The organism is Streptomyces sp. XH2 (assembly GCF_049725035.1).
Lineage (GTDB): Bacteria > Actinomycetota > Actinomycetes > Streptomycetales > Streptomycetaceae > Streptomyces > Streptomyces roseoverticillatus.
The window spans coordinates 629,780-648,150 of record NZ_JBMMMZ010000001.1 but is presented as its reverse complement, the minus strand read 5'-3'; the positions used below and the strand labels follow the sequence as shown (position 1 = coordinate 648,150).

General features: G+C 70.8%; 24 protein-coding genes and 2 pseudogenes. 17 read left to right on the top strand and 9 right to left on the bottom strand.

Annotated elements, in window-relative coordinates:
• The first annotated feature begins 51 nt into the window (after positions 1–51).
• Both ACOTKD_RS03025 and ACOTKD_RS03020 read left to right on the top strand, forming a co-directional pair.
• Complete coding sequence (locus ACOTKD_RS03025; RefSeq protein WP_424887242.1) at positions 52–486, top strand: nuclear transport factor 2 family protein; 435 nt, start codon at positions 52–54, stop codon at positions 484–486.
• 169 nt (positions 487–655) lie between these two features.
• Positions 656–1,129 (top strand): flavodoxin family protein, encoded by a 474-nt coding sequence (locus tag ACOTKD_RS03020; RefSeq protein WP_424887241.1) that lies wholly within the window; start codon positions 656–658, stop codon positions 1,127–1,129.
• A gap of 42 nt (positions 1,130–1,171) precedes the next feature.
• Here ACOTKD_RS03020 and ACOTKD_RS03015 read toward each other — a convergent pair whose 3' ends face one another.
• Positions 1,172–1,615: an RpiB/LacA/LacB family sugar-phosphate isomerase gene (locus ACOTKD_RS03015; protein WP_424887379.1), complete on the bottom strand. Its 444-nt coding sequence runs from the start codon at positions 1,613–1,615 to the stop codon at positions 1,172–1,174.
• A 113-nt stretch (positions 1,616–1,728) separates the two neighbouring features.
• The gene (locus ACOTKD_RS03010; protein ID WP_424887240.1) at positions 1,729–2,337 is read right to left on the bottom strand and encodes a TetR/AcrR family transcriptional regulator; all 609 of its coding nucleotides are present in this window, start codon (positions 2,335–2,337) and stop codon (positions 1,729–1,731) included.
• 188 nt (positions 2,338–2,525) lie between these two features.
• Here ACOTKD_RS03010 and ACOTKD_RS03005 point away from each other — a divergent pair, with 188 nt between their 5' ends.
• Both ACOTKD_RS03005 and ACOTKD_RS03000 read left to right on the top strand, forming a co-directional pair.
• The gene (locus ACOTKD_RS03005; RefSeq protein ID WP_424887378.1) at positions 2,526–2,912 is read left to right on the top strand and encodes a nuclear transport factor 2 family protein; all 387 of its coding nucleotides are present in this window, start codon (positions 2,526–2,528) and stop codon (positions 2,910–2,912) included.
• A complete protein-coding gene (locus ACOTKD_RS03000; RefSeq protein ID WP_424887239.1) occupies positions 2,909–3,781 on the top strand; it encodes an NAD(P)H-binding protein in 873 nt (290 codons plus the stop codon). The genes ACOTKD_RS03005 and ACOTKD_RS03000 overlap by 4 nt, the downstream gene beginning before the upstream one ends.
• A 40-nt stretch (positions 3,782–3,821) precedes the next feature.
• Here ACOTKD_RS03000 and ACOTKD_RS02995 read toward each other — a convergent pair whose 3' ends face one another.
• On the bottom strand, positions 3,822–4,880 hold the full coding sequence (locus tag ACOTKD_RS02995; RefSeq protein ID WP_424887238.1) for a hypothetical protein: 1,059 nt from the start codon (positions 4,878–4,880) through the stop codon (positions 3,822–3,824).
• A 455-nt stretch (positions 4,881–5,335) separates the two neighbouring features.
• Here ACOTKD_RS02995 and ACOTKD_RS02990 point away from each other — a divergent pair, with 455 nt between their 5' ends.
• Positions 5,336–5,641, top strand: coding sequence for a hypothetical protein (locus tag ACOTKD_RS02990; protein WP_424887237.1), 306 nt, complete (start codon positions 5,336–5,338; stop codon positions 5,639–5,641).
• A gap of 133 nt (positions 5,642–5,774) precedes the next feature.
• On the opposite strand, the gene ACOTKD_RS02985 is transcribed toward ACOTKD_RS02990, so the two are convergent.
• Positions 5,775–6,197 (bottom strand): phosphatase PAP2 family protein, encoded by a 423-nt coding sequence (locus ACOTKD_RS02985; RefSeq protein ID WP_424887377.1) that lies wholly within the window; start codon positions 6,195–6,197, stop codon positions 5,775–5,777.
• Positions 6,197–6,433 (bottom strand): hypothetical protein, encoded by a 237-nt coding sequence (locus ACOTKD_RS02980; RefSeq protein WP_424887236.1) that lies wholly within the window; start codon positions 6,431–6,433, stop codon positions 6,197–6,199. Before ACOTKD_RS02980 ends, ACOTKD_RS02985 begins: the two co-directional genes overlap by 1 nt.
• A 151-nt stretch (positions 6,434–6,584) precedes the next feature.
• Between ACOTKD_RS02980 and ACOTKD_RS02975 the strand changes: the two genes are divergently transcribed.
• From ACOTKD_RS02975 to ACOTKD_RS02940, 8 genes and pseudogenes are all read left to right on the top strand, one after another.
• Complete coding sequence (locus ACOTKD_RS02975; RefSeq protein ID WP_424887235.1) at positions 6,585–6,890, top strand: hypothetical protein; 306 nt, start codon at positions 6,585–6,587, stop codon at positions 6,888–6,890.
• On the top strand, positions 6,878–7,363 hold the full coding sequence (locus ACOTKD_RS02970) for a hypothetical protein (protein ID WP_424887234.1): 486 nt from the start codon (positions 6,878–6,880) through the stop codon (positions 7,361–7,363). Before ACOTKD_RS02975 ends, ACOTKD_RS02970 begins: the two co-directional genes overlap by 13 nt.
• 153 nt (positions 7,364–7,516) lie before the next feature.
• Positions 7,517–8,268, top strand: a pseudogene (locus tag ACOTKD_RS02965) (SDR family NAD(P)-dependent oxidoreductase).
• 297 nt (positions 8,269–8,565) lie between these two features.
• Entirely contained in the window at positions 8,566–8,865 is a 300-nt protein-coding gene (locus tag ACOTKD_RS02960) for an acyl carrier protein (RefSeq protein WP_424887233.1), read from the top strand.
• Positions 8,862–10,073 (top strand): aminotransferase class I/II-fold pyridoxal phosphate-dependent enzyme, encoded by a 1,212-nt coding sequence (locus ACOTKD_RS02955; RefSeq protein ID WP_424887232.1) that lies wholly within the window; start codon positions 8,862–8,864, stop codon positions 10,071–10,073. Before ACOTKD_RS02960 ends, ACOTKD_RS02955 begins: the two co-directional genes overlap by 4 nt.
• 3 nt (positions 10,074–10,076) lie before the next feature.
• On the top strand, positions 10,077–10,802 hold the full coding sequence (locus ACOTKD_RS02950) for a sterol desaturase family protein (RefSeq protein WP_424887231.1): 726 nt from the start codon (positions 10,077–10,079) through the stop codon (positions 10,800–10,802).
• Between the two features lie 302 nt (positions 10,803–11,104).
• Positions 11,105–12,310 (top strand): serine hydrolase domain-containing protein, encoded by a 1,206-nt coding sequence (locus tag ACOTKD_RS02945; protein ID WP_424887230.1) that lies wholly within the window; start codon positions 11,105–11,107, stop codon positions 12,308–12,310.
• Positions 12,311–12,442: 132 nt separating this feature from the next.
• On the top strand, positions 12,443–13,264 hold the full coding sequence (locus ACOTKD_RS02940; RefSeq protein ID WP_424887229.1) for a lipase family protein: 822 nt from the start codon (positions 12,443–12,445) through the stop codon (positions 13,262–13,264).
• 341 nt (positions 13,265–13,605) lie between these two features.
• Here ACOTKD_RS02940 and ACOTKD_RS02935 read toward each other — a convergent pair whose 3' ends face one another.
• A complete protein-coding gene (locus tag ACOTKD_RS02935) occupies positions 13,606–13,779 on the bottom strand; it encodes a hypothetical protein (protein WP_424887228.1) in 174 nt (57 codons plus the stop codon).
• Position 13,780: 1 nt separating this feature from the next.
• Between ACOTKD_RS02935 and ACOTKD_RS02930 the strand changes: the two are divergent.
• The 4 genes and pseudogenes from ACOTKD_RS02930 to pip form a co-directional block, all read left to right on the top strand.
• Positions 13,781–13,936: pseudogene (locus tag ACOTKD_RS02930) on the top strand (helix-turn-helix domain-containing protein); the annotation flags it as partial.
• A gap of 59 nt (positions 13,937–13,995) precedes the next feature.
• Entirely contained in the window at positions 13,996–14,571 is a 576-nt protein-coding gene (locus ACOTKD_RS02925) for an N-acetyltransferase family protein (RefSeq protein WP_424887227.1), read from the top strand.
• Entirely contained in the window at positions 14,568–14,948 is a 381-nt protein-coding gene (locus ACOTKD_RS02920; protein ID WP_424887226.1) for a type II toxin-antitoxin system death-on-curing family toxin, read from the top strand. The genes ACOTKD_RS02925 and ACOTKD_RS02920 overlap by 4 nt, the downstream gene beginning before the upstream one ends.
• Before the next feature lie 90 nt (positions 14,949–15,038).
• A complete protein-coding gene (pip, locus tag ACOTKD_RS02915; RefSeq protein WP_424887225.1) occupies positions 15,039–16,142 on the top strand; it encodes a prolyl aminopeptidase in 1,104 nt (367 codons plus the stop codon).
• Here the strand turns inward: pip and ACOTKD_RS02910 are convergent.
• The 3 genes from ACOTKD_RS02910 to ACOTKD_RS02900 all read right to left on the bottom strand — a co-directional run bounded on the left by ACOTKD_RS02910 (position 16,031) and on the right by ACOTKD_RS02900 (position 18,343).
• Positions 16,031–16,405, bottom strand: coding sequence for a hypothetical protein (locus ACOTKD_RS02910; RefSeq protein ID WP_424887224.1), 375 nt, complete (start codon positions 16,403–16,405; stop codon positions 16,031–16,033). The two genes, pip and ACOTKD_RS02910, sit on opposite strands and share 112 nt — an antisense overlap.
• A 306-nt stretch (positions 16,406–16,711) precedes the next feature.
• Complete coding sequence (locus ACOTKD_RS02905) at positions 16,712–17,185, bottom strand: VOC family protein (RefSeq protein WP_424887376.1); 474 nt, start codon at positions 17,183–17,185, stop codon at positions 16,712–16,714.
• A 297-nt stretch (positions 17,186–17,482) separates the two neighbouring features.
• On the bottom strand, positions 17,483–18,343 hold the full coding sequence (locus ACOTKD_RS02900; RefSeq protein WP_424887223.1) for a YwqG family protein: 861 nt from the start codon (positions 18,341–18,343) through the stop codon (positions 17,483–17,485).
• Positions 18,344–18,371: the final 28 nt, after the last annotated feature.

The window sequence follows — 18,371 nt, the reverse complement described above, 5'->3', positions numbered from 1 at the left end:
CCCGCGTCCTCCGCACGACCGGGAAGCAGCAACCACCGAAGGAGCACGACCATGACCAGCACCGACCCCAGGGCCGTCGTCATCCGCTACGTCGAGGCCGTCCGTGACGGCGACGCCGGCGTCATCCGCGACAGCTTCGCCGAGGACGCGACCTGGCACTACCCGGGCGACCTGCCCATCTCCAAGGTGTGGCGCGGCCGCGACGCGATCATCAACGACTTCCTCGGCGGCATGGGGCCGATCCTCGTCCCCGGCACCATGGAGGTCGAACTGGTCAGCACGATCGCCGAAGGAGAGCGCGTGGTCGCCGAATGGACCTCCCGGGCCGAGACCGTCCACGGCGGCACCTACGACAACCGCTGCATCGGCATCTACACCGTCCGCGAGGGAAAGATCGCCTCCGTCATCGAATACGCCGACACCCGGCACGTCGCCGCGACCCTCTTCCCGGACTTCGACGCCCGCCGGCCCGCCGGCGACGAGTGAGCCACGCCCGGCCGGCCCAGCCCGCCGGCATCGCCTTGTGATCGCAATCACACCCCTTCGGTGTCACGGTCGCCGCTCGGACGGTGTCCCAGAGGCGTGACCGATCCCCGGGCGGAGTTCGCCGAACGTATCCAGCAGCGGGAATCGTGGAAGCGAAAGGAGCCTCATCATGAAGGCCGTCATCGTGTGCACCTCCGTGTCTCACGGCAACACGAAGAGGATCGCCGACGCCATGGGCCAGGTGCTGGAGGCCTCGGTGGTCAGCCCCGAACAGGCCGATGTGGCAGAGCTTTCCGCCTGCCACCTCGTGGGATTCGGTTCGGGAATCTTCCTGGGGAAGTTCCATCCGCGGCTGCGCGAGTTCGTCCGATCGCTCCCGCAGGTGGAACGACGCAGGGCGTTCGTCTTCGCCACCAGCGGACTGCCCGAACCGCGGTTCCGGCCCTTCGCCCGGCCCCTCGTGCGGGTTCTCGAACAGAAGGGATGGGAAGTGAACGACACCTTCTCGTGCCGCGGATTCGACACCTGGCTTCCGTTCCGGCTCGTCGGCGGCATCAACAAGGGACGGCCCGGCGCCACCGACCTGGAGGCGGCGCGCACCTTCGCCGAAGGGCTGCGAGCTCGGATCGGTGCGGTGTCCTGACCGGTCCGGCGGGGCTCGCCGGGTTCCGTCCCTTCGCTGCTCTCACGCGCGGCCGATGCGCTCCACCTGCTGGATGTTCTCCCGATCGACCGGGTCCTCGCTCGGTGCGGTCTCGAACCAGGCGTCGAGGATCTCACCGAGCACCGAGGAGGAGGTCAGCCGCAGGCTCAGAGCCAGCACGTTGGCGTCGTTCCAGCGGCGGGCCCCGCCGGCCGTGTAGGCGTCCGTGCACAGGGCGGCGCGCACGCCGGGGACCTTGTTGGCCGCGATGCTGGCGCCGGTGCCGGTCCAGCAGCACACGATGGCCTGGTCGGCCCGTCCCTGCACCACGTCCCGGGCGGCGGCCTCGCTGCAGAACGCCCAGTCGTCCTTCTCGCCGGGCTTGAGCACGCCGTGGGGAATCACCTCGTGACCGCGGCGCTCCAGCTCCTCGGTGAGCTGCCGAGCCACGCCCTTGTCCCAGTCGGCGGAAACGGAGATCCGCAGACTCGCCATGACCGCACCTCCTGTTCTCGTCGCGATACTTCCAGTACACCACTGCCGCGACTGCGGCCTGCGCAGGCCCGGCCGGGGCCGGGAGGCCCCCGCCCGGTCGGTTGTCAGCCTTCGGCGGCAGGCCCCGTGCGCGCCCGTGCGCCGAGGACTTCCGCGGTGAAGTCCGCCAGTTTCCTGCGGAGTTCTTCCCGGGGCGTGCGCCGCTCTCCCGCCAGGTATTCGACGAGGTCGGCCCGGGTGGCGGCGAGCAGGGCGTGGGCGGTGAAGTCGCTGTCCGCCGGACCGGGAATCCGCTCGAGCAGGTCCCGGAGCAGGGAGTGCCAACGCCCGTAGTGCTCCGCGCGGTAGGGGCTGTCCGCGCCGGTCTGCTCCAGGGCCAGTGCGAGGTGGCGGTTGTCGAGCTTGAAGCACAGGACCGCGTCGAGCAGGGCCGGTACGCGCTGGAGCGGTGGGGTTGCGGGCCCCAGTGGTGACGGGCCCTCTTCGACGGCGTTCCTGACCGGTTCGAGCCGTGCTTCGTACAGCGCGCGGATCAGCCCGGTGCGATCGCCGAAGGCACGGAAGAGCGTTCCCTTGCCCACGCCCGCCGCCGCGGCGATGTCGGCCATCGTGACCTCTTCGGGGTGCTCGCACCGGGCGAAGAGGGCGTCGGCGGCTGCGAGCACGGCTGCGCGGTTACGGGTGGCGTCCTTGCGCGGCCTGCGTTCGGTCATGCGGTGCCTCTCATTGAAATCCGGACCGGCGGTCCGTATTGTTCCTGGAAGCGGACTGCTGGTCCGCATCGTACGGGATGGAGACACTTGTGCCCGCAACCGGAACCTCCAGCACTTCCACGGACGTCACTTCACCGGACGTCACTTCCACGGATGCCACTTCACCGGCGGATCTCTACCGTCACAGCCTGCGCCTGCTGCTGGGCAAGGACATTCCCGCCTGGCTCGGCCTGTGGGCCGAGGACGGCGTCATGGAGTTCCCCTTCGCCCCACCGGGTTGGCCCGCGCGCCTTGAGGGCAGGACGGCCGTCGCCGCGTACATGCGCGGCTATCCCGACCACATCGATCTGCACGACTTCCCCGGCGTGCGGATCCACGAGACCACCGACCCCGGGACCATCGTGGTCGAGATGCGCGGCGTGGGCCGCATGGTGAAGACCGGCGGTCCCTTCGACATGACCTACATCGCCGTCGTATCCGTTCAGGACGGCCGCTTCACCTCCTACCGCGACTACTGGAACCCCCTCGCCGTCCACGAACCCGGCATGGACTTCACCCGGAGCAGCGCCCGATGACCGCCACCGCCACCAGTACCGCTACCGGAACCACCCTGGTCATCGGCGCCACCGGCACCACAGGCGGCCGTACCGCCGCGCAGCTCGTCGCCGCCGGCCACCGCGTCAAGGCCGCCGGCCGCCGTGCCACCCCGGTCACGGGTGCGGAACCCGTCCGCTTCGACTGGTACGACCCCTCCACTTTCGGCGACGCCCTCGCCGGAGCCGACCGGATCTACCTCGTCCCGCCCGTGGGCGAACCGGACCCGGCGCCCGTCATGCTGCCCTTCCTCCAGCAGGCCCGTACTGCCGACGTGCGCCGCGCGGTCCTGCTCAGCGCCTCGGCCATCGCCGAAGGGGGGCCGGCGGTGGGACAGGTGCACCGGGCCCTGCCGGACCTGTTCGACCAGTGGGCGGTGCTGCGGCCCTCCTGGTTCATGCAGAACTTCACCGGCGCACACACCCACGCCCGCAGCATCCGCGACGACGGCGTCATCCTCACCGCCACGGGAACCGGTCGCGTCGGATTCGTCGACGCCGACGACATCGCCGCCGTCGCCGTGCGTGCCCTGACCGACGACCGCGCACCCGGCACCGACCTGGTGCTGACCGGGCCGGAAGCGCTCAGCCACGACGACATCGCCACCATCCTCACGGAGGTCACCGGCCGCCCCGTGGCCCATCGCTCCCTGACCCGCGAACAGCTGTGTGACCGCCTGGCCGCACAGATACCGCCGGCGTTCGCCGCGATGCTCGCCGACATGGACCGCGCCATCGCCGCCGGGGCCGAGGACCGGACCACCGACACCGTCCAGCGCCTCACCGGCCGCCCGCCGAACAGCTTCCGGGCGGTCGCCGAACGGGAGCTGCTCCGTACGCCCCGCCTGTGAGGGCTTGGCTCGGCACGCCGGCGAAGACCCGCCTGACCGGTCAGTGCGGAGCGAGGGTGAGGCGCAGGAATCGCGGCCGGTAGATGCCGGCGCGGTGGATGACATCGGCCGGGGCGAGGCTGTTGACGTTGTAGGAGAGCACGATGTCACGGGGGCCGTGTTCGAGTTCGGGGTGCTCGTGGGGGTTGTAGGCGATGACGTTCGGGTTGCGGTAGGTGCCTGCCGGTCCGGCTTCCGGCGCGGTGTACACCGTCCGGGGCCGGGTGAAGGGGCCGCCGGGGGAGCGCGACCAGGCGATCTGCGTCTCGGCGCTGAACGGGACATCCGCGCGCTGGGTCACCAGCGCGTACCAGGAGCCGTGCCGCACCACGCTGAGTTCGTCCGAGGTGAACAGCGCGCCTCCGGGGCCGCCCAGCCGGGCGGCGTCCGCCTCCCGGCCGGACCAGACGCCGCGCGTCGTCCAGTACTGCCAGGAGCGGCTCAGATCACGGCCGGTCACCCGGGCGAGGCGCAAGTGGCTACGGCCTTCGCGGGTGCGCTCGGTTCCGTAGATGTACGTGTACTTGCCCTGAGGCTCCAGCCACGCACCCCACGCGATGCGCGCGGAGGACGGCAGCGGGGTGACGGACGCCGGTCTGCTGTAGGCGTTCGTGCGATACCTGGCCAGCGCGTTGCCTTGCCAGGCGATGTCCAGGGAGCCGCTGCCCGTTCGCGTGTAGCGGGCGTAGACGACGCTCACGCCATGACCGTCCGGGATGCCCGCGCGTGCCCAGTACCAGGACGCGCGGTCGGGGTCGGCCATCGGAGGTGCGGGCTGACCGGCCTGGTCGCGGCCGGTCGCAGTGCGCAGACCGCGTGTGGTCGACAGGACGAAGCTGTTGTGCAGAAAGGGGGTCGTCCCGCCCTCGGCGGCGATGGGGGAGCGGGAGCCGTCGGGTCGTACGGTGCCGAGGAACGTGTCGGAGAACACCCACAGTTCACCGGCCGGGGTCGGTACGGAGTACGTGCTGTCCCCGCCGGTCCAATGCTGCGGTGAACGGTCACGGTCGGCGTATGTGCCGAAGGCCGCGTTGAGGGCGTCAGCGGTGTGGACGTCCACGACGCGGGGCGGTTCCGCGGCCGGGGCGGACCCCGGAGGAAGGAAAGCGCACAGTACGGCGAATACGGCGGCTGCGGCGCATTTCCTCAGGGCGAAGATCTGCATGGCGCAGGGTTCAACGAGCAGCCCGGCTCGGAGTGTCCCTGGCTGCTGGTCCGCGGTCTTGATGGAGGCGACGTCGGCGCAGCACAGTGGCCCGTGTGCAGCGCTCCCTCGACGAGGCTCCGCGCGGGGCGGCACACCCTGCACGGACATGGCCACGCGCACGGACTGCCGGGGTTCGGCCTCCCCCGGGCGGCGTCCCGCCCCCTCTCCTCACGCCGCGTGAGGTTCGAACCCGCCCGCGCGGGAGTGGTGGGGACCCCCGCCTCCGCACGCCCGGGACACCGGCTTCCGACGGCGGGGTTCCGAGCCCACCATCAGGGCGAAGGCCGAAAAACGAGAGAGGGAAACCCGTGAACTCGAGGAACTTCCGCCTCGCCCCGGCGATGGCGGTGGCCACTGCGGGACTGCTGTTCGCCGGCACGGCGGGGACGGCCGTCGCGGCTCCGTCGGACGAGTCCCCGACCCCGACGAGCAGTGCCGTGAGCGAGGAGGCGCAGGGGAACTGGAAGCCTGGCGGCTGGTACGACGATGAGGCGTCCTGCAAGAAGGCGGGCGAGCAGGGCAAGCAGGACCACAAATGGCGTGAGTACCAGTGCAAGCGCGAGGAGAGGCACCCCGGCCGCTACGACTACCAGTGGCATCTGTACTACCACTAGCAGAGCCGCGACCCGGCCGGCCGCGAGCACGCGAAGCGGCAGCGGACGGCCACCGGCGCTGCCGCGGTCCTCCGGGCACGGCGGCGCTCGACTCTGCGTCTGCGCCGTCAGCCGGCTACTTCAGCCGAGCTCCTCAGGTGAGTTCTTCAGGCGTGCTCGACTTGGCGAGCCGCACGGTCAGCGCGGCGACGGCGGTGTCGGCTACCGCGTCGAGCACGTAGTGGTAGCGGCAGTAGACGACCGCGACGGTCACGACGGCGGCCGCGGTTGTCATGACGCGCGCGGCCGCTCCCGGCACGTCACTCCTCCGCAGGGCGAGGGCGCCGGCCCAGGCGCCCGCCACGTGGGACGAGGGGAAGCACGTGCCCGGCGGGTCGGCGTTCTCCATGAGCCATGCCTGGAGCGGCTGCGCGAGGTAGCCGTGGAGCTGCGGGGGCGAGAAGGCGCCGGCGAGAGAGGCGATGGGGCCGGCGAGGGGCAGCGCGATGAACCCGAGGAAGCACAGGTAGGAAGCCAGGCACAGGCAGAGGACGTAGCGGTCCAGGCCGCGGAGCATCAAGTAGGCCGGCGCGCCTGCTGACCGGCCACCGCGAAGAGGGGGCCGACGAACACGAGCGGGTGAAGTGTGCGCACCCGTCGTACGGCACGCGAGCCCATCCGCCGCTCCGCCGCGGCGCAGCCGAGCACGAAGAGCGCAAGTGCTGCGTAGACGATGAGGATCGGCCGCACCCCGGAGAGGTGATGGCGGCCGAGCAGGACCACCGCGGTGGCGATGCCCAGGTGTCCGAGCATCGCCTTCTCTGACGCCGTGAGCCGGAGCCGTCGAGGGGCCTTCGGTCCCGGCCGGCTCGTACGGAAGGTCCCGTGCCTGCTCCCTCGTCGAACGCTCCTCATGCGCCGGACGCCCCCCCCCCGCATCCTCAAGGTGCAGTCCCGGGCTGACATGACGGAGTTCCTTCGCGTTCCCTACGCGCTGTACGAGGACCATCCGCAGTGGGTGCCCCCGCTCGAATGGGAGCGGCGCCGGTTCCTCGACCCGCGCCACAACCCCTTCCTGCAACGCACCGAGGCAGCCTGCTTCCTGGCGCGCCGTGGTGGCACCGCGCTCGGCCGGATCGCTGCCGTCGTCAACCCCGACAGCCCTGCGGACGAGCGCCAGGGCTATGTGGGCTTCTTCGAGTGCACCGCCGACCGGGTCCCGCACGCGACGACGGCGGCTTCGTCCCGACCGGGGACATGGGCGCCATGATGGACGGCGAGCTGTACGTCATCGGGCGTTCCAAGGAAACACTGTCCTATGCGGGCCGCACGATCTCTCCCGTCGACGTGGAGCAGACCGTCCTGGCAGCCGTGCCCGGGCAGCTGAGTGCCGCCGCCGCGGTCTCCCTGCCCCTGCGGGACTCCAGCGAGGACCTCGTCCCCTTCCTGGAGCTGTCCCGCGGAGTGGACGAGGAGGCCACGGCCCGGCTCGCGGACGCCGTGAGGCTCGCGGTGCTGCGGGACTTCCGGATCCCCGTCCCGGAGGTGTACCTGGGGCGGCGCGGCTCGCTGACCAGGACGACCAGCGGCAAAGTCCGCCGGCTCGGCCTTGCCGCGGCGCACCGCGAGGGCACCCTGGGCAGAGGCTTCCGTCCGGTGGTCCGGACGAGTGCTCAGCCCGGGCCGGTCCGGCCGGGCGCAGCCGGCCTTGCCGCACATGCCGATGCCGGGCCTGCCGGCTGAGTTCCAGGAGCAGTCCTCTCATGAGGACCAGCCCATGAGGATCAGCCCATGGAAGGCAAGCCCATGAAGATCGGCTCATGAAAGTCAGCTCATGAAAGTCAGCTTGTGAAGATCAGTGAAGCCCGTGTCCTGCTCACCGGCGCCGGCGGCGGCATCGGGCACGCCCTCGCGCATGCTCTGGCCTCCCGCGGAGCCCGGCTCGTCCTCACCGGCCGTCGCGCGGACGCGCTGACCGCACTCGCCTCGGCACTGGGCGCACCGACACCGAGACGGTGGTCGCGGACCTCAGCGACCGGCAGGGCGTCGAACGGCTCGTCCGGGCCGCCGGGCCGGTCGACATCCTCGTCGCCAACGCGGCACTGCCGGCCAGCGGCCAGGTGCTGGGCTATTGCCCCGAGCGGATCGACCGGGCCCTCGACGTCAATCTGCGGGCCCCGGTCCTCCTGGCCCGGCTGCTTGCGCCGCGGATGGTCGCAGCCGGACGGGGCCACCTCGCCATGATCGGTTCGATCTCCGGCCGCGCCGCATCCCCCAGCGTCTCGCTCTACAACGCCGCCAGGTCCGGCCTGCGCGGCTTCGCCCTCGGCCTGCGCCAGGACCTGCACCCTTCCGGCATGGGCGTCTCCCTCATCCAGCCCGGCTTCGTCCGCGACGCCGGGATGTTCGCGGACACCGGAGCCGCCGCACCGCGCGGGACGGGAACCGTCAGTCCTGAACGCGTGGCCATGAAGACGCTGCACGCCATCGAGCGCAACCGGGCCGAGGTGAACGTCGCCCCGCTGTCCCTCAGGCTGGGCAGCGCCGTGGGCGGGCTGTTCCCCGCCCCGGCCGAGAACGTCCAGCGCCGGGCGGTCAGCCCGGAGACGCTGCAACACATCGCCGATGCGCAGCGTCACAAGCGCTGAGCCCCGTGCGGATGAAGCGAACGGATGACTGTTCGCACGTAATCGCTCCTTGGACACCTTTTGTGCTTGGGGATGATCCGTGTACTGGGTAGGAAAGTTGGCTCCTGAGCAACGAGAGTCTGCGGCTGCTGAATCCGGCTGTCCAGGCGGGCCGCTGCGTCGGGGACAAGATCGTTCCGGCGGGAGGGACGGTCGTCACCCCGGCGCCCGCGACACGCCCTCCACGGCCGGGCGACACCAGGAGCAATGACCACATGACCAGGCAAGCAGGAGCTGGAACTGGAACCGGAACAGGCAATGCGGCCTGTGCGCACGGCGGCGGCACCCGGCATCGAAGCAGCACAGGGGGAAGGCGTACGGGGCGAGGTCAAGCGGCTCCTCGCCGCCCGGCTGTGCGTCTCCGCCGCGGCGCTGGACGAGCAGGCCACCCTGGAGTCCCTGGGCCTGGACTCGCTCCTGCTGACCGAGACGGTGGTCGCGCTGCAGGACCGGTACGACGTCCACCCGGACCTGGCGCTCCTCGGGGACAGGCTCACGCCCACGCTGCCGCTGGCCGTCCTCGTCGACGAACTCACCAGGAGCGTACGCACCCCATGACGACCACCGACTTCGGCGCGGTCCACAACAGCGTGCTCGAACTGACCGACCGGCTGCGGAAAGCGGACCGCTACCCGCTGTTTCCCGTGGTGGCCCAGGCCGGGCCGACCCGCGCCCGGGTCCGCGCCGCGGGCTGCGCGGCCGAACGGGACGTCACCGTCCTCGCCTCGGCCGACTACCTGGGTCCGGCCCACCATCCCGAGGTGCGCGAGCGCGCCGCGGACGCGCCGCGCCGGTTCGGCACCGGCACCTACGGCAGTCAGGCGGTGGGCGGGTTCACGGAACTGCACGAGGAGCTGGAGCGCACCGTCGCCGCGTGGTTCGACCGGCCCGCCGCACTGCTCTTCCCCTCCGGGCCGCAGGCCGACCTGGGGGTGCTCGGCGCGCTGGCCGGGCCGGGAGACATGGTGTTCCTGGACCGCTTCGACCACGGTTCGATCACCATGGGGGCCCGGCTGTCCGGGGCCGGCGTGCGGATGTTCCGCCACAACGACACCGCCCATCTGGAGGAACTGCTGAACTCCGGCGAAGCGCAGGAAGCGCGCCGCCGGCTCATCGTCGTGGCCGGACTGTTCAGCGCCGACGGCGACCTGCCGCCGTTGCGGGAGATCGCCGGCCTCGCGCAGCGCCATCAGTCTCTGCTGATCGTGGACGAGGCGCACAGCGCGGGCGCCCTCGGCGCTCGGGGGCGCGGCGCGGCCGAGCTCCTGGGAGTGCTGGACCGGGTCGACGTGATCACCGGTACGTTCAGCAAGTCCTTCGCTTCCACCGGCGGATGCGTCTGCGCGAACGAACGCGTGGCGGATCTGCTGCGGCACGCAGCGGGCGCCTATCTCCTCACGCTCGGCCTGTCACCGGCGACCGTCGGCGCGGTCTTCGGAGCCTTCGGTGTCGTGGCCCGGGAGGGAGCCGAGCGGCGGCGTCGTCCGGTGGAGCTCTCCGCGGCCCTGCACGAGATGCTGCGGGCGGCCGGAGTGGGCATCGGGGCATCGCAGGCGCACGTCGTCGTGCCCACCGGGACGGTCGACCGTACGGCGCGGATCGCCCGCCGACTGGTCGGGGAGGGCCTGCTCGTCGGCCCTCTCTTCCCGCCTGCGGTGCCCATCGGAGGCGCGCGGCTGCGGCTCGGCGTCACGGCGGCACACTCCGAAGCCGAGCTGCAACGAGCCGCTCAGCTGATCGCCACAGCAGTGGCCGAGGAGCAGTGAACCGTGAGTGAGTTCCCCGGCGTCTCCGGCACCCCTGGTATCCCCGGTACCCCTGGTATCCCCGGCGTCGACCCCGTCGACCGCGCCGCCTTCCGCAGGAGTTCACCGCTAGTGGTGCGGTGGCGCTCGCTGGACCGGCTGACGCGCCAGCACCCTTCCGGGCCGCTCGTCGTCTTCACGTCGTTCATCACCCTCCTGCTTCCGGCCGGGCTCACCGCCTCGGGGCCGGTGGCCGGGGTGGCGCTGGTGCTCGTCGGCTACGCGGCGTGGACGCTCACCGAGTACTGGGTTCATCGCGGACTCTTCCACTGGGTGGCGGCACCGGGGACGGCGATGGCCCGGCTGCACTGGACACTTCACGGGCACCACCACGATCACCCCGACGACCGCCGGCGACTGGTCATGCCCCTCGCCGTCACCATGCCGATGGCCCTGCTCCTCTGCGGCCTCTCCAGGCTCGCCCTCGGAGCGCACTGGATGGGGTTCATGGCGGGCTACGCCGTGGGCTACCTGCTGTACGACATGATCCACTACCACGTGCACCATCCCCGCCCGCGTTCCAGGGCGGGGAGAGCCCTGCGCAGGTGGCACATGCTGCACCACTTCGCCGACGACAGCCGGCGCTTCGGCGTCAGCGCGCCGTGGTGGGACCTCGTCTTCGGAACAGCGGGTGGCCGCCGGGCCGCCGGCTCCCGCCGCCGGCCCGGGGACGGGATTCCCGCCGAGTGACACTGCGCACTGGCACAGGAGGTCCCTGCCGGTGTTCCTGTAGGTGTCCTCTTCCGGGATGACGCGGACTGCCCCCTTCGGACGACCGGACGATCAGCTCCCGGTTGGATGCTCCGCACTGCCGCCGTGCCGGAGAATGACGGCTCATCAGAGCTGTCCCGGCAGGGGGAACAGTAGGGCTGCTCCTGTCCCGGGCAGAGGAGACAGCCACGCGAGGGACGTCAGGGGGCAGGCCGATGGCAGGCAGGGGCAGGAGCCGGGCTCTGAGGAGGGCGATCGCCGGGTGGGCAACGATCGCAGGAGTGCTGGCAGCGGCGACGCCGGCGGCAGCCGCACTCCCCGTCCCGATCCCGCACGCGCTACCGGCGGCGGACCGGTCCGGTACGGACACCCACGTCCAGGTGCAGCAGGCACTGGACGCCATGGTGAAAGCAGGAGCCCCCGGGGCGCTGGCCCGGGTCGACGACACCACCGGTTCTTGGACCCTCACCAGCGGAACAGCCGACCTCACCACGCGCCGGGACATCCCGCACGACGCCCGGTTCCGCATAGCCAGCCTCACCAAGGGCGTCGTGGCCACCACGATCCTGCGCCTGGCCGAGACCGGACGACTGGAACTCGACCGGCCCGTCGCCACCTGGCTGCCCGGTGCGATCCACGACGCCGACCGCATCACCGTGCGCCGGCTCCTCAACCACACCAGCGGGCTCGCCGACTATCTCGACCACCCCTCCTTCCGCGACCCCCAGTCCTACACCCGGCGCACCTGGCAGCCGCAGCAACTGGTGGCACTCGCGGACGGCCTTCCCCGCGCGCACCCACCAGGAGAACGGTTCACCTACGCCAACGCCGGATACATCCTGCTCGGCCTGCTCATCGAAAAGGTGACGGGAAACCGGCTCGGCGACGAGATCGAGCACCGTGTGCTCCGGCCCGCCGGGATGACCCGCACCCGCCTGCCGCTCACCGACCCCCACCTGCACGGCCCGCACGCCACCGGGTACCTCCTGCCCGAAGGAGCGGACGCAACGGATCCCGGCGCGCTCGAGCCGTTCACCAAGATCAACCCGTCGTTCGCCTGGGCCGCGTACGGGCTCGTCTCCGACGCACGGGACGTCAACCGCTTCTACCAAGCCTTGTTCAGCGGGCGGCTGATCGGGCCGGCGTCCCTGGAACAGATGCGCACCGCGGTGGACACCCGGCAGGCGCCGGTCTTCCCCCACTACGGACTCGGCCTGGCAACGGCCGGACTGACCTGCGGCGAGAAGTGGGGCGGGACCGGCTCGATCCCCGGTTACGTGACGTTCGCCTTCGCCGACCGCGACGGGAAGAGGCGCATGACCATTTCGGTCAACGTGCAGCGCAACGACCCGAAGGCGGGGGAGATGCTGATCCACGGGGTCGACGCGCTCAACCGGTACTTCTGCGGGACGCCCTACCCGGCCGGGCCCGTCGCGGGCAGCATGCCGGCACCGGCACCGGTACCGCACGGGCGTCGCACACCATGAGCCGCTTGGTCGAACACGGCCATGTTCACTCCGGCACACGAGTCCGGTACACCGGTTCTTCGTCACGCATGTCCTACCGTGACGACTGTGCCGCGTCACCGCGTCCACCGGTCCGAGAAAGGGAGCACCCCCGTGTCCGTGCCCACCGCGATCGACCACAAGGCCCGTACGTACAGCCTCGCGCACGCCTACTGGCTCGCGCGGGCCGCAGACCTCTCCTACAAGGACAACGCCACCATCGAGAAGCAGGCGCGCGACTGGGGTTTCGACCGGGTGCGCCACCACGAGACGCGGTTCACTCCGCCCTTCCCGCTGGAAGACACCCAGGCCTTCACGATGGCCGGCGACGACATGATCATCACCGCCTTCCGGGGCACGGAACCCGCGCAGATCCGCGACTGGCTCTCCGACGCCACCACCCCGCCCTGGCCCGGCCCGGCGAAGACGGGATACATCCACTACGGCTTCGGCGAGGCCCTGGAATCCATCTTCCCCGACGTGAAGGACACCCTCAAGGAGTACCGGACGAACGGGCAGACCGTGTGGTTCACCGGTCACAGCCTGGGCGGCGCGCTCGCCATGCTCGCCGGAGCCCGGCTGTACCTGGAGGAACCGAAGCTGCTGGCCGACGGCGTCTACACGTACGGCCAACCCCGTACGTGCGACCGACTGCTGGCGGCAGCGTGCAACAAGGGCTTCAAGCAACGCCTCTTCCGGTTCGTCAACAACAACGACATCGTGCCGCAGTTGCCGCCCGAGCCCGCGTACACCCACGTCGAGACCCTGCGGTACATCGACTCCGCCGGCAAGGTCCACGAGACCATGTCGCTCCTCGGCGGCCTCGCCGACCGGGCGAAGGGCCTGACGGCCGACGCGTTCGCGCCCGCGAGCGACGGCGTGCGCGACCACTCGATCCTGAAGTACATCGCGGCGCTGGAGAAGAACCTGGCCTGACCGGCCGTGCCGCACTGCGGACGTCCGTCCTCGCCGGGGGAGTGAGGGAGCCGACGCAGGGCGAGGAGGCCGCCGATGCCGGGGGCGACGACACTCACCCTGGTTGGCCGTCGAGGCCTGGTCGAGACCCCACGTCGCCCCGATCGCGAAGAGGTACGCACATCCGTGAGCGGGGCCCATCAGGGACGAGACGGGCCATAGGCGAGCAGTGACGAGGCCGGCCGGCATGACGACGAGCGAGGCGAGTTCGGCGTTCGCGGCGATGCGGAGAGGGCGGAGGCGCACGGTCACGCTCCGGTGGTGGAGCCGGGGCGGACGACCACCAGGACAGTGACCGCCGCTCACAGAAGGTTGAAGACGCCGGTGAGCACGGCCGGCCGACGGTCCGCGCCGCGGGCGCCCGGACCGGACCCCGCGCCCTGGTGGGAGGCGAGCTCGCGTTCCTGCGCGGGCAGGATCGGCAGGGCCGGACGTCGGCGGCCGCGGCGGTCAGGACGATCGCGGTGACCAGCCATCCGCATCCACCGGGCCCAGCACCTCCTGGAAACCACGCAGCACTCCGTCGAACGCATCGGCGCCCAGGCCGGATTCGGCTCCCTGACCGCCTTCCGCGACCGCTTCAATCGAACGACCGGCGTCACCCCCCACGCCTACCCGCGGACCTTCGGCTGACGGCTCTCCCCGCGGGAAAATCCGTTGTCCTGCCCCACGGGGTCGGAGACGCTTACCCCGTGATCAACATCAGAACGCTGTCTCCCGACGACTGGCCGCTGTGGCGCGAACTCCGTCTCGCCGCACTCGCGGAGGCGCCGTACGCATTCAGTTCGCGCCTCGCCGACTGGCAGGGCGACGGCGACCGGGAGGAGCGCTGGCGGGCCCGGCTGGAACTTCGGGGTTCCCTCAACCTGATCGCCGAACTCGACGGGAAGCCCGTCGGCATGGTCAGCGGAATTCCCGGCCCGGACGCCGGCACCGCCGAGCTGATCTCCTTGTGGGTCGCGGCCGACGCGCGGGGCCGCGCAGTGGGCGAGTCCCTGGTGCAGGCAGTGGAGCAGTGGGCGGCGGGCGCGGGCGCCGAACGCCTCCACCTCGCCGTCATGCCCGGCAACGCGCATGCCTTTGCGCTCTACCGCCGCGTCGGCCTGCGCGACACCGGCCCGCACGGCGACCCTCTGCCCGACGGCCGCAAGGAACACGTCATGGTCAAACACCTGTCCACGGACCGGGACGCCCACCGGGCCGACGTCCGGCGCGCCGCCGCCGAGCAGGCGGCGATATGGCACGAGCTTCTGGAGCGACTGAAATGACCCCCCGCTACCTGGACGTCCAGGACGTACTGATCGTCGCCGAGCCGGCCTGCGGCGAAACCGAACTCGTCGTCCGCGACGCCCGTTCGCTCGACTCCGCGGCCCACCGCCCGTCGGCCGAGATGTACGGGCAGGAGATCCACCCCGGCCTCCTCGACAAGGCGGCCGCCCTGCTGCAAGCCGTCGCGATCAACCACCCGCTCTTCGACGGCAACAAGCGCACGGCCTGGCTCTCCTGCGTGACGTTCCTGGCGCTCAACGGCGTCCGGTTGCGCCCGGACATCGATGCGGCGGAGCGCCTGGTGATCGGCGTGACGACCGGCGAGATCCGAGAGGTGTCCGACATCGCAAGCGCGCTGTGGAACCTGTCGGAGTGAGCGACTGCCGGCTTGCAGACGTGCGTGACCACCGTGGCCTTGAGATGCTGACGCCCGGAACACCCCCGGAGCACGACGCAGAAAGAGGCCATGGTGGCTCAGCTGTTCCCGCCGATCGAGCCGTACGCCCACGGGCTCCTCGACGTCGGTGACGGAAACCAGGTGTACTGGGAGACGAGCGGCAACGCGAGTGGAAAGGCGGCTCTGTGCGTCCACGGCGGCCCCGGCAGCGGATGCCGCCCCGGCAACCGCAGGCTGTTCGATCCTGCGGTCTACCGGATCGTCCTCTTCGACCAGCGTGGCTGCGGGCGCAGCCTGCCCCACGCCTCGGACCCGGCTGTCGGCCTCGACCACAACACCACCGGTCACCTCGTCGCCGACATGGAGCGCCTCCGCGAGCACCTGGGCATCGAGCGCTGGCTGCTCTACGGCGGATCCTGGGGCTCGACGCTGATCCTCGCCTACGCCGAGCGCTACCCCGAACGGGTCTCGGAGATCGTCATCGCCGGCGTCACCATGACCCGCCCCGAGGAGACCGACTGGCTCTACCACGGTGTCGGGCGCCTGCTGCCCGGGCCCTGGGAGCGGTTCCGCGACGCGCTGCCGGAGGACAGCCGGCACGGCAATCTCGTCGCCGCCTACAACCAGCTGCTCAACAGCCCGGACGCCGCGGTCCGGGCCGCGGCGGCCAAGGCCTGGTGCGCCTGGGAGGACGCGGTCATCGCCCATGAGGCCCTGGGCAGCCCCGGGCAGTACAGCGGCAAGCCCGACCAGGCGATGATGGCCTTCGTCCGGATCTGCGCCCACTACTTCGCGAACAACGCGTGGCTCGAGGACGGGCAACTCCTTCGTGACGCCCATCGTTTGGCCGGGATCCCGGCTGCGCTCATCCACGGCCGGCTCGACTTGGCGAGCCCGCTCCGGTCCGCGTGGGAACTGGCCCGGGAATGGCCCGATGCGGAACTGAAAGTGATCACCGATGCGGGCCACACGGGAAGTCCTGCCGTGCAAGACGCGATCTTGGATGCGATCGCCCGCTGTCGGAGGGCGCCCCGGGCCTGCATCGTAGAGCGCGATGGCGCTCAGCGCTCGCGGAAGCCTCCGAGGAAGCGGCGGAAGACGCCGCCCTCCGGGGGCAGCGGGGCGGACGGCGGAGGAGCGGTGGGCCGCTCGCGGGCGATCGGCCGGTCATAGTCGGCCCGGGCGATCGCGTCGACGGTCTGGCCGAGGTCGAAGCTCCCGGAGCCCTCGATGGCAGGAACGAAGCCGACCAGGATCCCGTCCCGCATGACCTGCGCTTCGAGACCGGCGGTGTCGTCGGTGTCCCAGACGGCCTCGCGACCGTCGCGCAGCACCACGCGTACGCCGATCTGGTAGACGCCTTCGCGAGCCAGGTGAGCGTTGACGCCGCGCTGCCGCAACGCGTCTACGACGTGAAGCGCTCGGTTCTCCTCCATAAGGCCAAGATACGCCGAGATGGTTCTCACTTATTGCGTTGGCGCTCTATGCGCGCATAAATGCATGCTTATCCTGATACTGATCATCAGGCCGCTGGTGCGGAATGTGTGCTGCCCGGATCGGTCGGAATCCGGAATCGAGGAACGGTCGCGGAACGAGTCCAGTACGGTATCGGCTTCGTTCCGGGGCATGCCGCTGCGCAGCGCGCCGATGCCGATGCCGCTGGGAGGGGCGAGGCGGAAGTCCGTACCGGCATGATGCCAAGGGGCACTGTCAACGGCGGCACTGCACGAGGTGCCGTCGCGTCAGCCCCGGTAGGCGTTCTCCAACCCCTGGATGTCGATCTTGTGCATGCCCATCATGGCCTGCATGACCCGTTCGGCCGCGGCCTGGTCCGGGTCGCCCAGCAGCTCGATGAGCCGGCGTGGTGTCACCTGCCAGGACAGGCCGAACTTGTCCTTGAGCCAGCCGCAGGGCCCCTCTTCGCCGCCCTCGCCCAAGCGGGACCAGAGACGGTCGACCTCCTCCTGATCCGCGCAGTCCACGCTGAAGGAGACGGCCTCGGTGAAATGGAATTGCGGTCCGCCGTTGAGGGCGACGAAGCGCTGGCCCGCGAGCTCGAACTCGACGGTCATGACGGACCCCGGCGCGCCCGGGCCCGCCTCGCCGTAGCGCTGCACCGCGACGACGCGCGAGCCGTCGAAGATCGAAACGTAGTGGGCGGCGGCCTCCTCGGCTTGCCCGTCGAACCAGAGGAACGGCTTGATCTTCTGATTGATGTGCACGTTGACGAGTAGACCCGACTCAAGGCCGGAAAGCTCGTCCATCGGGCGCGCATGTCTGCATCGAGAGTGAACATGTCCGCATCGAGAGTGAACAGGTGGTCGGCCGAGGCGTGGACAGCTGGGCGGCCGTCGCGAACGGTGCGTCGGCGGCCGTCGGAGCGCTGTTGCTCGCCGCCACCGGTCACTCCGGCCACAGCCCGGCCCGACGGGCGCGTCCTCGTGCCGGGTGGCGGCCTCCACGGCACGGCCTCCACGGCCTCCATGGCCTCCACGGCCTTCTGGACCCCTACGTCAGCTGCACTGCCACGTGAACATCGCACGGTCGAAGCGGCGCGCTGCCAGGTCCTCCGGGCGTATGAGCCAATAGAGGGCCCCGGCGTCGCCCCACATCATGTCGGCGTCGTCGTCCGTGTCGAACTGGGCGAGCAGGACCCAGCGCAGCGCCTCCTCCTTGATGCGGGGGTCCGTCCACGGCGGATTGCCCAGAGCGCCGCGGGCGACTTCGGACTCCACCTCGTCCTGCACCGGGTTCGCGTGACCGCCGATACGGTGCTCGGTGCCCTCGGAGAGGTCCCACAGGGCCTCCTGGAATTCGTCGTTCCACAGCGGGTGGTCGTCGGGCATCGGAGCGAACTCCCGGTAGACCGCGGGGTGCCACAGGTACGGTGCCGTCGTCTCCACGCGCGCCGTCAGTATCACCTCGGGATACGGCTGGATGCCCTCGGGCGCCGTCCGTCGCGTGACGGGGACTCCTGCCGGCACGTACAGCACACGTGCCCCTGCCCAGGTGCCGGGCTCGTCGGGCGAAACCACCGCACAGCCGTCGTTGACCTGCCCGTCGAAATAGAAGAAGGCCAGCGTGCCGTCCGGGGGCAGCGTGATGTCGAGGGCGGAGGAGGGGAGGGCGGCACAGTCGATCGAGGCGATGAAGGAGAGCGGTCCGTGCGCCTCCCATACGGGCCATTCTTCACTCTCGGGAAGCTCCGGCAGGCCTCCGAGCCGACCGGCGACCGGTTCAGCACCCGTACCGGTGCTCGTGGCCTTTTCCAGGCGCAGGCCCGGTCGCATCAGGCCGATCCACCGGTCGGCGATCTCGGCGGGCAGGTGCTCGTGGGCGAGCGTGTGCAGGGTGTCGGTGGGGCTCTGTGTCATGCCGCCGATGATGCATGACGCCACTGAC